Genomic DNA, 12,715 nt, shown 5'->3' on the forward strand with positions numbered 1-12,715 from the left:
CCTTGCCGAGCTGCCCATCCTGGTCCCAACGAATCCCTTTGCCGCGCATAGCTGTACCGGCGAGATGTTCGACGTCGTCGTCGGCGGGCGGCGATGCCCCCTGGCGGCATTCCGGCCTGACGATCCGGACCTGGCTGGGTACCTCACCTTCGACTTCAGCGCCTTCACCTGGCATGAGGAAGACGAGCCGATCGTCTCCCACCCGCACGACCCGTTCAAACGCATCGACATCCTCGCCAGCACCCGCCATGTCCGCTTCGAATCGGGCGGCCGGCTGCTGGCCGAGTCGTCACGGCCGCTGCTGTTGTTCGAGACCTTGCTGCCGATCCGGTTCTACCTTCCCCGCGCCGACGTCGTCGTCGATCTCGAGCCGAGTGACACGGTGAGCTACTGCGCCTATAAGGGCCGGGCGTCGTATTTGTCGGTGCCCGGCGGCCCCGCCGACATCGCGTGGACCTATCACCAACCGCTCCGCGAAGCAGAACCCGTGCGTGACCTTCTCGCGTTCTTCAACGAGCGGGTAGATGTGATCGTCGATGGCCAACACCGGCAAAGGCCCGTCACTCCGTTCTCGGACTGACTGCGGTGGCTTCCGCTCATCGCAAAGAGGGCAAGGTGGCCGACATCACCGGCCCCGGCATCACCGATCGGTGGGGCGTGACGTGCACCGACCTGGGCGCATCGGTGATCGCGCCCAATGGAACGCTGGTGTCGGTGTTCGGAGATACCTTCTCCGGCAACCGCGTTGGAGAAGGAGACTGGCGTTCGCCGGTGATCCTGATCGGCACCGGCGACGCCGGCCATACGATCACCTACCACCGCGCCGGCGGCGTCAATCCGAATTTCGCGCAACAACTTTGGAACTACACTCATCGCACCGGGCGATCGGGTCGGCCGCGCCGCGGCATCAGCACGGTGATTCCGTCCGACCTGCTGCGGGTAGGCGACTCGCTCTACCTGCACGCGATCGTCAACCGGGGCTTCGGCAACGTGGTGTGGACCGAGATCTGGCGCTCCGACGACAGCGGCGTTTCTTGGCAACCCCTGAGCGGCAAGACGAGGTTTCCGGCCGGCCTGCACGCCGGTCATGCCCAGTGCTGGTCGTGGGACTACGACCCGGTCGATGGCTGGGTTTACGTGGTATCCACCGGCTTTCAGCGCGACAAGGGAATCATCCTGCAGCGGGTCCGCCCCGAACACATTGGCAATCAGGCGAAGTACTCCGGCTGGGGACGCAGCCGCAACCTTTGGTCATGGGGCAAAGCGCCGACGCCGCTGACTCCCCCGGGGGAGAGCTGGGGTGAGCTGTCGCTGCGACGGCTGGCCGACGGTAAATGGATTCTCGGCGGATTCGTGTCCTCGGATTACGCGCTCGGGTACCGGGTGATGAAATCTCCCACCGCTATCCGTGCCGCGCCACTGCAGCATCCGGTAGTCGGATCCGACTGGGACGATGAAGACCATGCCGGCGGTCGGGTCGCGCAGCTCTACGGCGGATACCTGCTGCCGGGTTCGAAGCTCGACGTGGTCGGAGGCGTTGGCCTGGTGGTATCACAATGGAACACCACACACGGATGGCCTTACCGGGCAATGCAATTCCGCGCGACATTGCACGACACCACTCAGGCCCGTCACCCGAAGAGCGAGTCACCGTCCTCCGGGGCTCCGCTGATCTGACCGCGATGCGCGCGGGCCGGGCGCTCCGTGTCGGGGTTCGCCTCGTTGAAAACGTCGGGCTCCTCTTCAGCGAGCCGGTCATCGAGGGATTCGCCCTCGCGTTCCTCGCGCGCCGTCATCCCGAACTTGTCGGCCTCGCTCCAATCCTCGGGCGGATCGACCACCGAGTCGCCGTCGTCGTTGCGGACCTCATCGGAGTCGGTTGACTCGCTCGGGCTCAGAGTGTCGTCGTCTGCCATACCTCTGTTTCCCCAAGCCCTCGAACCGCTAAACGCGAAAGCTAGGAGGCCGACATGAAACGCATATGGGCCTTTTGCATGGCTCAACCACAAGTCTCGGTTTCACGGGAACCGACATCACGTCACTTGTCACACCGTCGACTGTGAGTGACTCGTCACATTGGCCGAACCGGCTTCACCCGCTCGTCGTGAAATGCATTGGAGGTCAATGAGGATCTGTGGCATGCACCATCACAGCCGAGGAGACCATCATGACAAATCTAGATCCGCAGACCACGGGCGACTTCTGGGATGCATACCTGCGCGCCGCCGGCGCCGGTACCAAGCTGGCACAGGTCAGCCGCACTGTCCCCGATGATCCGCAGAAACGCCGCTCTCCGGTTAGCGGGCCGGTGTCATACGTGCCGAGAATTGCCCGTGCGCCAATAACATTCGCCTGGGACCTCGTTGTGCTGCGTCGCCCGATCGCTGCCGGCGCGCCACCTAAGGCCGCCTAAGCGGCTGAGTATTCAGCGCGGTTGCCGCCACATCGGCCACAGGGTGGGACCCCCGTCGGGAATGACGATCTCGCCGGTGACCTCGAAGCCGAATCGCTGGTAGTACGGCACGTTGTCGGCCTTGCTGGATTCGAGATACGCGGGTGCGTGCTCCGCGTCGACACGGTCGAGGCGCGACTGCATGAGCGCCTGCCCGTAGCCTTTGCCCCGCACCGAGGTGTCACTGCCGATCACCGCGAGATACCAGTGCGGTTCCTCCGGATGCTGTGACTTCATCTGCTCGAGCAGTCCACCGAGCTTGCGGGCCGTGGTCAGCCGCGGGCCGAACCCGAGGATGAACGACGGCAGCATCATCAACTGCTCGCGGCCTGACTGCTTCCATCGGCCCGGCGGATCCCAGAGTGCCGCCGCACCGATGGTCGACCCGTCGGTGGCGACCTCCACACCGCCACCGGCGAGGTGGTGGTGGCGGGTGACGGTCGCGAAGAACTTCCGCAGGTGCGCTGCCCGCGCCTTGGGGTCGGGCATGATCCAGACCGATACGGGGTCGTCGTAGAAGGCGCGGCCAAGTGCGTGCGACAGCTCAGACACATCGGCCTTGTGCCCGGGACGCGTGTGGATTGTCATTGACAGCCAGAGTAGTAGCGTCGGAAATCGTGTGGGACTTCGAAACGGACCCCGAATACCAGCAGAAGCTGGACTGGGTCGAAGAATTCATGGTCAACGAACTCGAGCCACTCGACCTGGTGGCGCTCGATCCGTACGACAAGAAGAATCCCGAGACCATGGCCGTGCTGCGGCCGTTGCAGCAGCAGGTCAGAGATCACGGCCTGTGGGCCGCGCACCTCAAACCCGAACTCGGTGGCCAGGGCTACGGCCAGGTCAAGCTCGCGCTGCTGAACGAAATCGTGGGCCGGTCCCGCTGGGCCCCGTCGGTGTTCGGCTCGCAGGCACCGGACTCGGGCAACGCCGAGATCCTGGCCCTGTTCGGCACCCCCGAACAGAAGGCACGCTACTTAGAGCCGCTGCTCGCCGGCGAGATCACCTCGTGTTACTCCATGACCGAACCGCAGGGCGGTTCGGATCCGGGCCTGTTCGTGACCCGCGCCGAGCGCGACGGCGACTCCTGGGTCATCAACGGGGAAAAATGGTTTTCCACCAACGCCCGTCACGCGACCTTTTTCATCGTCATGGCGGTCACCAACCCCGACGCCCGCACCCGCGACAAGATGTCGTTGTTCATCGTCCCCGCCGGAACACCGGGCGTGGAGATCATCCGCAACGTGGGCGTCGGCACGGAATCACACGCCACGCACGGCTATGTCGGTTACACCGACGTCCGGGTGCCGGCCGATCACATCCTCGGCGGGGAGGGTCAGGCGTTCGCGATCGCGCAGACCCGGCTGGGCGGTGGGCGTATTCATCACGCCATGCGCACCATCGCACTGGCCCGGCGGGCATTCGACATGATGTGTGAGCGAGCGGTGTCCCGCCAGACCCGGATGGGTCCGCTGTCGAATTTCCAGATGACCCAGGAAAAGATCGCCGACAGCTGGATCCAGATCGAGCAGTTCCGGTTGTTGGTGCTGCGCACCGCCTGGCTGATCGACAAGCACCACGACTACCAGAAGGTGCGCCGCGATATCGCCGCGGTGAAGGTAGCGATGCCGCAGGTGTTGCACGACGTCGCTCAGCGCGCATTGCACTTGCACGGCGCGCTCGGGGTCTCCAACGAGATGCCGTTCATCAAGATGATGATCGCCGCGGAGTCGTTGGGGATCGCCGACGGTGCCACCGAACTGCACAAGATGACGGTGGCTCGCCGCACCCTGCGTGAATATGAGCCGGTGTCAACGCCGTTCCCGTCCCAGCACCTGCCGACCCGGCGCGCCGAGGCGCAGGCCCGGTTCGCCGAGCGCCTGGAGCACGCGGTCGCTGAGTTCTAACCGCCGGCGGTGACGCGGTCGATGTGGGCGAGAAAGTGCGTCAGCACCGCATCGGGTGCTTCGAGTTGCGGCCAGTGCCCGATGTCGTCGGCGAGCATCACCACGTCGGGGTCGGGGATCACCTCGGCGTAACGGCGGGCCATGTGCGCACCGGAGTTGGGGTCGATCGGTCCGTCGATCAATCGCATCGGAACGTCGGTCTCCCGCATCGCTCGCACCCACCGATTCCGGTGTATATGGCGGTCTTTGATGAAACGGCCGACTTTGTGCAGCACGCGCCGGCCGTCGTTGTAGTCCAGGATCTGACTGAACACGTCCATCATGTGTCGTGTCGGTTTGGTGTTGGGACCGAACATCTCCCGCAACGTCGGCTCGAGCAGCCGACGTGACAACGGACTGTTCTGCACCGGACTCAAGATGTCGCCCAGCGGGGTGCCCGACATCAGCTTCTGTGCCGCACGCGGCGTGTAGGTCTCGACGAACATGCCGCCGTTGAGCCAGGTGATCGAGTCGATGCGCAGCGCGCCGTAGGCGTGGTCACGAAATTCGTGACGGGCCAACAATTCCTGGCCGACCGAGTCGCCGATGTCATGGGCCAGAATGTGCGCGTTACCGATGCCCAGGTGAGCCAGCAGCGCCTCGTGCATGTCGGCGTGGTCGTGCACCGAGTATTCGTACGCGACGGGCTTGGCCGAGAAGCCCATTCCCATCATGTCGGGCGCGATCACCGTGAATCGCTGCGTCAGTGTCGGCCAAATCGGCTCCCAGTCAAAGGAATTGAACGGATAACCGTGGATCAGCAGCAGCGGAGGACCGCTGCCCTCCACTCGATAGAAGATCTCGAAGCCGAGATAGTCGAAGTACAGTCCTTCATCCAGCCAGGAAGCCAGGCCAGTGTCCACGACCCCGCCGCCCTACGCGATGTAGCGAACGACGCTCTCGGCCACACACGCCGGTTTGTCCGAGCCCTCGACCTCCACGGTGGTCGACACGGTGGCCTGCACCGCGCCATTACCCAGGTCCTCGACATTGACCAGAGAACTCTTCGCCCGGACCCGAGAGCCGACCGGGACCGGCGCGGGAAAGCGGACCTTGTTGAGGCCGTAGTTGATTGCAAGCTTGATGCCGTTGACGGTGTACATCTGGTGCTGCAGCCGCGGCAGCAGCGCCAGTGTCATGAAACCGTGCGCGATCGTCTTGCCGAACGGTCCCTTGGCCGCCCGCTCCGGGTCGACGTGGATCCACTGGTGATCGCCGGTCGCATCGGCGAAGAGGTTGACGTCTTCCTGGCTGATCGTCACCCACTCGCTTTCTCCGATGCTTTCACCTTTGATCGCGGCGAGATCGGCGACTGATTCGAAGGTCCGCATAGCGTTTCTCTCCTTTGAGTCGGCCCGACGGCTAGGCGGGCAGCACTGTTATGCATCGTGCCACTCGCCCGTTGCCAAGCGACCGTCGGCCCGCACCGATCCGGCGACTGTTGCACGATGGCGGGGTGAGGTTGCTGCTTCTCGCCGATACGCATGTGCCGCGCCGGGCCCGCGATCTACCGGCGCGGGTCTGGGACGAGGTGGCGCAGGCCGACGTTGTCCTGCATGCCGGCGACTGGGTCGAACCCGAGCTGCTCGAAGAGCTGACGGCCAGGGCCGCGCGATTGGTCGCGTGCTGGGGCAATAACGACGGGCCGGTGCTGCGTTCACGATTGCCCGAACGTGCCGACGTCGTGTTGGACGGGCTGCGCTTCACCATCGTCCACGAGACCGGCGCCACCGCCGGCCGGGACGCCCGGATGTCACGTCAATACCCCGACACCGACGTCCTGGTGTTCGGCCACAGCCACATCCCCTGGGACACCACGACCGGCACCGGCCTGCGGCTGCTGAACCCGGGCTCACCGACCGATCGCCGTCGGCAGCCGTTCTGCACCTACATGACTGCGCGCGTCGACGATGGTGCGCTCACCGACGTCGTGCTGCATCGTCTGGAGAAGTAGCTCGCTGCTAGCTCGGACATAGCGTCCACACACATTTAGCTCGTAAACAGATACAAGTGAACACTCTCATCGACCCCGTTACCGAGGTGTCTCGGGTCATCGGCAGATTCCGTCGTCAACTTCGCAGATCGACCGGGCGTGGTTTCGACTCGGTACAGCTCACCGAATCGCAGTCGGAATTGCTGTGGCTGGTCGGCCGCCACCCAGACATCTCGGTCAGCGCTGCGGCGTCCGAGCTGGGGCTGGTCGCCAACACCGCCTCCACCCTGGTGTCCAAGCTGGTCGACAAGGGCCTGCTGGTGCGGACCGCGGGTCGAACCGACCGCCGCGTCGGCCAGTTACGACTGACCGGGGCCGCCCAGCAGATCGTCGATACTTCGCGCGCGACCCGGAAGGCGGCGCTCGCCGAGGTACTCAACGAACTCGACGACGGCCAAATCGATTCTCTGGCAAAGGGGTTGGAGGTACTCGACACAATGACCCGACGACTACAGGAGCGACCACAATGAGCGCAGCACTACCGAAGGCGGTCGACGCCCGGAATCTGACCTATCGCTACGGCAGCTTCACCGCCGTCGATGACGTGACGTTGCAGGTGCGGCCGGGCGAGACGATGGGCCTGCTGGGACCCAACGGCGCCGGCAAGACCACGGTGGTGCGGATGCTCACCACGCTGACCCCCGTGCAGCACGGCGAACTGCGCATCCTGGGCCTGGACGCCCGTGATCAGACGATCGATATCCGTAGCAACATCGGTTATGTCCCGCAGCAACTTTCGATCGAGCCGGCGCTGACCGGCCGGCAGAATGTGGCCTGGTTCGCCCGGTTGTACGGTGTGCCGCGCGCGCAGCGATCCGAGCGGGTGAATGAAGCGCTGGACGCCATGGAGTTGCTCGACGTCGCCGACCGTCCGGCAGGAACCTATTCCGGCGGGATGGTCCGGCGCCTCGAGGTGGCGCAGGCGTTGGTCAACCGCCCCTCACTGCTGGTGCTCGACGAACCGACGGTGGGGCTGGATCCGATCGCACGCGACCGGGTCTGGACGCACGTGCTGAGCATGCAGGGTCAGTTCGGCATGACCGTGCTGCTGACCACGCATTACATGGAAGAGGCGGACGCCCTGTGCGACCGGGTTGCGCTGATGCATCACGGCACGCTGCGCGCCGTCGGGACGCCGACGAAGTTGAAGTCGACGGTCTCGTCGTGCGCCACGCTCGAAGACGTCTTCCGGCACTACACCGCGTCGGACCTGTCGACGCAGGCCGAGGGCTCCGGTTTGTTCCGTGAAATCCGTTCCAGCAGAAAGGTTGCCAGCCGTGCCGGTTGATACCGCTGCCAAGCCCACCCCGGTGACGCTGTCTCGTGCGCCGCGCGGGTGGCAACGCCTGCCCGCGACGTTGAGCCGCGTCAGCGCATTCGCGATCGTGGAGATGCAGAAGCTACGGCGCGATCGCACCGAGCTCGTCACGCGGATGGTGCAACCCGCGCTGTGGCTACTGATCTTCGGCACCACGTTCAGCAAGCTGCACGTGATCAACACCGGGCCGGTGTCCTACCTGGCGTTCCTGGCGCCAGGCATCATCGCCCAGTCGGCGCTGTTCATCTCGATCTTCTACGGCATCCAGATCATCTGGGACCGCGACGCCGGCATCCTGGCCAAGCTGATGGTGACACCGGCGCCCGCGTCGGCGCTGATCTCCGGCAAGGCATTCGCGGCGGGCGTGCGATCGGTGGCCCAGGTCGTCGGGGTGCTGGCGCTGGCCTATGTGATGGGCATCGGGATGACGATCAACCCGCTGCGGATCCTGGCCGCGATGGCGGTCGTGATGCTGGGTTCGGCGTTTTTCGCCTGCCTGTCGATGACGTTGGCCGGGCTGGTGCGCAGCCGCGACCGGTTGATGGGAATCGGCCAGGCGATCACCATGCCGCTGTTCTTTGCCTCCAACGCGCTGTATCCGGTCGACGTGATGCCGGCCTGGCTGCACGTGCTCAGCACGGTCAACCCGCTCAGTTATGAAGTCCATGCCCTGCGGGCGCTGCTGATCGGCACGCCGTTCAACCCGATGGACGTCGTGGTGCTGGTGGTTGCGGCGATTCTCGGAATCGCCACAGCGTCAACGCTTTTGCGGCGCCTCGTTAGGTAGATCACGGATATGTAACGCCCCCTGCTGAATTCGATTCGGCAGGGGGCGATTTCGTTGTCGGCGGCTCCGAGTCGGAATCGTTATCTGCGGGTAACGCTTCGAGCCTCAATCGTTAGCGAACCGCGATCGCACACCCCGAGGTGACTGACAGGGTTGTAGTTACTTGCGTGTTTGACTGCCACAGACAGCTATTCGACCGCTTGTGCGGCAGATGAAAGTTGGGATAGGAGCTATGAAGTTCGCAGAGAAGTTCCGCGGTGCGGCGTGGCGATTGCCGCGCCGACTGGCAATCGCGACCATCGGGGCAGCACTGCTGGCCGGTTTGGTCGGTGCTATCGGCGGCTCGGCGACCGTGGGGGCGTTCTCCAAGAAGGGCCTGCCGGTCGAATATCTACAAGTACCGTCTGCGGCGATGGGCCGCAACATCAAGGTCCAGTTCCAGGGCGGCGGACCGCACGCGGTCTACCTGCTCGACGGGCTGCGCGCCCAGGACGACTTCAACGGCTGGGACATCAACACTCCCGCGTTCGAGGAGTACTACCAGTCCGGCCTGTCGGTGATCATGCCGGTCGGCGGACAGTCCAGCTTCTACAGCGACTGGTACCAGCCGGCCTGCGGTAAGGCGGGCTGCCAGACCTACAAGTGGGAAACTTTCTTGACCAGGGAGCTTCCGACGTACCTGCAGGCCAATCGGGGTATCTCACCGAACGGCAATGCCGCGGTGGGGCTTTCAATGGCCGGCGGTTCGTCAATGATCCTGGCCGCGTACTACCCGCAGCAGTTCTCCTACGCGGCATCGCTGTCCGGCTTCCTCAACCCTTCCGAGGGATGGTGGCCGACACTGATCGGTTTGGCCATGGGCGATGCGGGCGGTTACAACGCCACCAACATGTGGGGCCCGACCAGCGACCCGGCCTGGAAGCGCAACGACGCGATGGTCCAGATCCCCCGTCTGGTGCAGAACAACACCCGCATCTGGGTGTACTGCGGCAACGGCACTCCGAACGAGCTGGGCGGCGACAGCATGCCGGCCAAGTTCCTGGAGCAGTTCACGCTGCGCACCAACGAGCAGTTCCGCGACAACTACACGGCAGCGGGCGGCCGCAACGGCACGTTCAACTTCCCGCCGAACGGAACGCATGACTGGGGCTACTGGAACCAGCAACTGGTCGCCATGAAGTCCGACATTCAGCGGACCCTGAGCGGCGGCCAAGGCGCCACCTGACATCTCCACCCACGCATCGGCGGCAGCGCTCCCCCAGCGCTGCCGCCGATGTATTTGTGCGGGAAGCTAATTCAGTAAGGCGCGACGGTCCTGGTGAAAGTACGTGTAGGCGGTCGCCAACGTGCACATCGCCGAAGCGAACACCAGCATCCCGGTCCCGTTGACGACCATGCTGATGAGGCCACCGACCGTGGCGCCGAACACGAAGCTGCTGAACAGCAGGAAGTAGCCGAGCCAATCCGACAGGTCTCCGCCGGCGATGTGCCGTTCGATGCCTTGTCCCATCTTGACCAGCGTGCCGGTGACGTAACTCAACGGCACCGATACTTCACCGTCTTTGACGAATGACGTGTTCAGTGCGCCAATACCGAAGGCCAGCAACATGATCGGCGGGAAGTCGAGCTGGTTCTCTTCCCAGCCCTCGTCCAAGACGTCCACAAATGTGGCGGCCAGCAAGCTGAACGTCGCCAACACGGTGGGACCGTGCGGATGCGCGACCCAGAAATGGCGCCGGCACACCGACGCGACCACCACGCCGGCGACGAAGCTCAACAGCAGCAGACCGGCCGTCACCGACAACAGCACATCGTCGCGGAAATAACCCAGCACCGCGCGCTGTGCGTTTCCGGTCATGAATGTGACGAAATATCCGGCCGAGTGGGTAAAGGCCGTCGCACCGAGCACACCGGCAAGCGCCGCCAGCACCCACGACAAGCGCGCCTCACTGTCGAATGTCTCACGAAGCATGAAACCTATGCTGTCAAAAGAGGTACGCCGATGGCAGAGCGGGGATTGCCATTCAGGCGAGACTCACATCAATCTGCTACAAACTTGGCGATCGATCGCAGCGGAATGGGTAGCCAACCGGGCCGGTGCCGAGACTCGTAACCGGCCTCATAAACCGCCTTGTCCAGCTCGTACGCCGCCAGAATCAGCGCTGAATCACGCGGATCGACGCCGGATGCGGCCGCGTAGCCGTCGCAGAAGGCAGTTCGATTGCGCTGCACCCACTCTCGAGCACGCGCGGCCAATTGCTTGTCGGCGGACTGATCGACCAGCGGTCCGTAGGCGGCGTACTCGAACGATCGCAACACCCCTGCCACGTCGCGCAGCACAGAGTCCGGTGCGCGCCGCTCCTCCAGCGGCTGGCCCGGTTCACCCTCGAAGTCGATCAGCAGCCAGGACTCGGGTGTGCGCAGCACCTGTCCCAAATGCAGGTCACCGTGCACCCGCTGCACCGTGATGGTCTGTTCGGCCAACTTCTGGAACCGATGCTCGATTGCCGGCGCGTACTGCTCGAGCTCGGACACCGCGCCGGCCGCCGCCGACAACCGGGTCAGCATGGTGTCGACCGGGAATGGGGCCTGCGAGGTGCCGAACGCCTCGGCGAGCCCGCCATGCACCGACGCGACGGCTTCGCCCAGCCGGTAAGACTCGCCGGCGAAGTCACCGCCGACCTCGTAGGCGTAGAGGTCACCCTCGGCGAACAAGTCGCGAACGCTGGCCGTCGCCATCGCCCAGCCCTCGGCCGCGTTGCCTTCATACTCGGTCGCCATGCCCAGTGGACAGCTGCTGTCGATGTCCGACGCGGTCAGCTCGTAGGTACCCAGCAGGCGTGCCACGTGCGGGTTTCCGGCCCGGCCGAGGACCCGGTTGAGCTCGATATCGGGGTTGACGCCTGGGCTGACGCGGCGAAACACCTTCAAGATCGCATCACGATCGAAGATCACGCTGGTGTTGCTCTGCTCGGCATCCGACACGCGCGGATAGGCGTCCAGAGGCAGGGTGACGTCCGGCTCTTTACCGAACGAGACGCCCTCCCGGGTAGCCGAGGAGTCGATCAGCGACAGCAGAAACGCCGCGGAGTCCGGATCATAGAGCGCGTCGAAGCCGGTGCGATCGCCGTGGGCGCCGATGGTGGCGACGGTGTTGTACTCGGTGGGCGGCTCGGAATCCCAGCCGACGATCACCTGGTAGCGCTCGGTCGAACCGTCGGTGTAGGCCACGTCCACCAGCACGAGATCCAGATTGTCGCGCAAACCCACGACGAGACCGGGCTCCGCGGTTGCCAGTTCGCGGCTACGTCCGGCGTACCAGCGCTGCTGGGGTAGCCATTCCGACCACGGCAAGTTCATTGCGACTCCTCAGACCCGCACAACTGGAACCAGTAGAACCCGTGGCCCGGCAGGGTCAGCAGATAGGGCAAGTGACCGATGCGCGGGAACTCGACATGCCCGGTGAGCTCGATCGGCGTGTGACCGCTCCAATGTTGCAGGTTCAGCTCGAGAGGCTGGGGGAAACGCGACAGATTGTTCACGCAGAGCACGACGTCGCCGTCATCCGGCGCCTGGCGCAGAAACGCCAGCACCGACGGGTTGGAGCCGCCCAGCTCCTCGAAGCTTCCGATGGCGAAGGCCTCGTGTCTGCGACGAACCGCGAGCATCATCCGGGTGAAGTTGAGCAGCGACGTCGAGGTGTCGCGCTGGGCTTCGACGTTGACGGCCTGATATCCGTAGACCGAGTCCTGACTCGCCGGCAGATACAACCGGCCGGGGTTGGCCTTGGAGAATCCGGCGTTGCGGTCCGGGGTCCACTGCATCGGGGTCCGCACGCCGTCGCGGTCACCCAGCCAGATCACATCGCCCATGCCGATCTCGTCGCCGTAATACAGCACCGGCGAACCGGGTAGCGACAACAGCAGCGCGGTGAACAGCTCGATCTGGTTGCGGTCGTTGTCCAGCAGCGGAGCCAGCCTGCGGCGGATCCCGACGTTGGCCTTCATCCGCGGATCCTTGGCGTACTCGGAGTACATGTAGTCGCGCTCTTCGTCGCTGACCATCTCCAGCGTCAGCTCGTCGTGGTTGCGCAGGAAGATCCCCCATTGCGCCATGTCCGGGATCTGCGGCGTCTGCGAGAGGATCTCCGAGATCGGGAAACGCGACTCGCGCCGGACCGCCATGAAGATGCGTGGCATCAGCGGGAAGTGGAACGCCA

General features: G+C 64.5%; 16 protein-coding genes. 9 read left to right on the plus strand and 7 right to left on the minus strand.

The window, feature by feature from the left end; all coding sequences use genetic code 11:
- Together VN856_RS00570 and VN856_RS00575 are read left to right on the plus strand one after the other, a co-directional pair.
- The coding region (locus tag VN856_RS00570) for a DUF427 domain-containing protein (RefSeq protein WP_325685188.1) at positions 1-580 on the plus strand (580 nt) is incomplete at its 5' end.
- A gap of 5 nt (positions 581-585) precedes the next feature.
- Complete coding sequence (locus VN856_RS00575) at positions 586-1,677, plus strand: DUF4185 domain-containing protein (protein ID WP_325685189.1); 1,092 nt, start codon at positions 586-588, stop codon at positions 1,675-1,677.
- Here the strand turns inward: VN856_RS00575 and VN856_RS00580 are convergent.
- Entirely contained in the window at positions 1,632-1,916 is a 285-nt protein-coding gene (locus tag VN856_RS00580; protein ID WP_325685190.1) for a hypothetical protein, read from the minus strand. The genes VN856_RS00575 and VN856_RS00580 overlap by 46 nt on opposite strands.
- Positions 1,917-2,167: 251 nt before the next feature.
- Between VN856_RS00580 and VN856_RS00585 the strand changes: the two genes are divergently transcribed.
- Entirely contained in the window at positions 2,168-2,413 is a 246-nt protein-coding gene (locus VN856_RS00585) for a hypothetical protein (protein WP_325685191.1), read from the plus strand.
- Positions 2,414-2,425: 12 nt separating this feature from the next.
- Here VN856_RS00585 and VN856_RS00590 read toward each other — a convergent pair whose 3' ends face one another.
- A complete protein-coding gene (locus VN856_RS00590) occupies positions 2,426-3,040 on the minus strand; it encodes a GNAT family N-acetyltransferase (RefSeq protein WP_325685192.1) in 615 nt (204 codons plus the stop codon).
- Between the two features lie 29 nt (positions 3,041-3,069).
- Here VN856_RS00590 and VN856_RS00595 point away from each other — a divergent pair, with 29 nt between their 5' ends.
- Positions 3,070-4,359 (plus strand): acyl-CoA dehydrogenase family protein, encoded by a 1,290-nt coding sequence (locus tag VN856_RS00595; RefSeq protein ID WP_325685193.1) that lies wholly within the window; start codon positions 3,070-3,072, stop codon positions 4,357-4,359.
- Here the strand turns inward: VN856_RS00595 and VN856_RS00600 are convergent.
- Both VN856_RS00600 and VN856_RS00605 read right to left on the minus strand, forming a co-directional pair.
- Positions 4,356-5,261, minus strand: coding sequence for an alpha/beta hydrolase (locus VN856_RS00600; RefSeq protein ID WP_325685194.1), 906 nt, complete (start codon positions 5,259-5,261; stop codon positions 4,356-4,358). The two genes, VN856_RS00595 and VN856_RS00600, sit on opposite strands and share 4 nt — an antisense overlap.
- A 12-nt stretch (positions 5,262-5,273) precedes the next feature.
- Entirely contained in the window at positions 5,274-5,729 is a 456-nt protein-coding gene (locus VN856_RS00605) for a MaoC family dehydratase (RefSeq protein WP_325685195.1), read from the minus strand.
- Positions 5,730-5,854: 125 nt separating this feature from the next.
- Here VN856_RS00605 and VN856_RS00610 point away from each other — a divergent pair, with 125 nt between their 5' ends.
- The 5 genes from VN856_RS00610 to VN856_RS00630 all read left to right on the plus strand — a co-directional run bounded on the left by VN856_RS00610 (position 5,855) and on the right by VN856_RS00630 (position 9,721).
- Positions 5,855-6,352, plus strand: coding sequence for a metallophosphoesterase (locus tag VN856_RS00610; protein ID WP_325685196.1), 498 nt, complete (start codon positions 5,855-5,857; stop codon positions 6,350-6,352).
- Positions 6,353-6,408: 56 nt separating this feature from the next.
- Positions 6,409-6,861 carry a MarR family winged helix-turn-helix transcriptional regulator gene (locus tag VN856_RS00615; RefSeq protein WP_325685197.1) on the plus strand — a complete coding sequence of 151 codons (453 nt, stop codon included), beginning with the start codon at positions 6,409-6,411 and terminating at the stop codon, positions 6,859-6,861.
- The gene (locus tag VN856_RS00620; RefSeq protein WP_325685198.1) at positions 6,858-7,679 is read left to right on the plus strand and encodes an ATP-binding cassette domain-containing protein; all 822 of its coding nucleotides are present in this window, start codon (positions 6,858-6,860) and stop codon (positions 7,677-7,679) included. The genes VN856_RS00615 and VN856_RS00620 overlap by 4 nt, the downstream gene beginning before the upstream one ends.
- Positions 7,669-8,496, plus strand: a complete 828-nt coding sequence (locus VN856_RS00625; protein ID WP_325685199.1) for an ABC transporter permease — start codon at positions 7,669-7,671, stop codon at positions 8,494-8,496. The genes VN856_RS00620 and VN856_RS00625 overlap by 11 nt, the downstream gene beginning before the upstream one ends.
- Positions 8,497-8,728: 232 nt before the next feature.
- Positions 8,729-9,721 (plus strand): alpha/beta hydrolase family protein, encoded by a 993-nt coding sequence (locus tag VN856_RS00630; protein ID WP_325685200.1) that lies wholly within the window; start codon positions 8,729-8,731, stop codon positions 9,719-9,721.
- A 66-nt stretch (positions 9,722-9,787) separates the two neighbouring features.
- Here the strand turns inward: VN856_RS00630 and VN856_RS00635 are convergent, their stop codons facing one another.
- The 3 genes from VN856_RS00635 to VN856_RS00645 form a co-directional block, all read right to left on the minus strand.
- Positions 9,788-10,468: a YoaK family protein gene (locus tag VN856_RS00635; protein ID WP_325685201.1), complete on the minus strand. Its 681-nt coding sequence runs from the start codon at positions 10,466-10,468 to the stop codon at positions 9,788-9,790.
- A gap of 68 nt (positions 10,469-10,536) precedes the next feature.
- A complete protein-coding gene (locus VN856_RS00640; RefSeq protein ID WP_325685202.1) occupies positions 10,537-11,856 on the minus strand; it encodes a maltokinase N-terminal cap-like domain-containing protein in 1,320 nt (439 codons plus the stop codon).
- Positions 11,853-12,715: alpha-glucosidase C-terminal domain-containing protein (locus tag VN856_RS00645; RefSeq protein ID WP_325685203.1), on the minus strand; the 863-nt coding region annotated here is incomplete at its 5' end. The genes VN856_RS00640 and VN856_RS00645, both read right to left, overlap by 4 nt.

It is taken from the genome of Mycobacterium sp. (assembly GCF_035603715.1).
Classification (GTDB): domain Bacteria; phylum Actinomycetota; class Actinomycetes; order Mycobacteriales; family Mycobacteriaceae; genus Mycobacterium.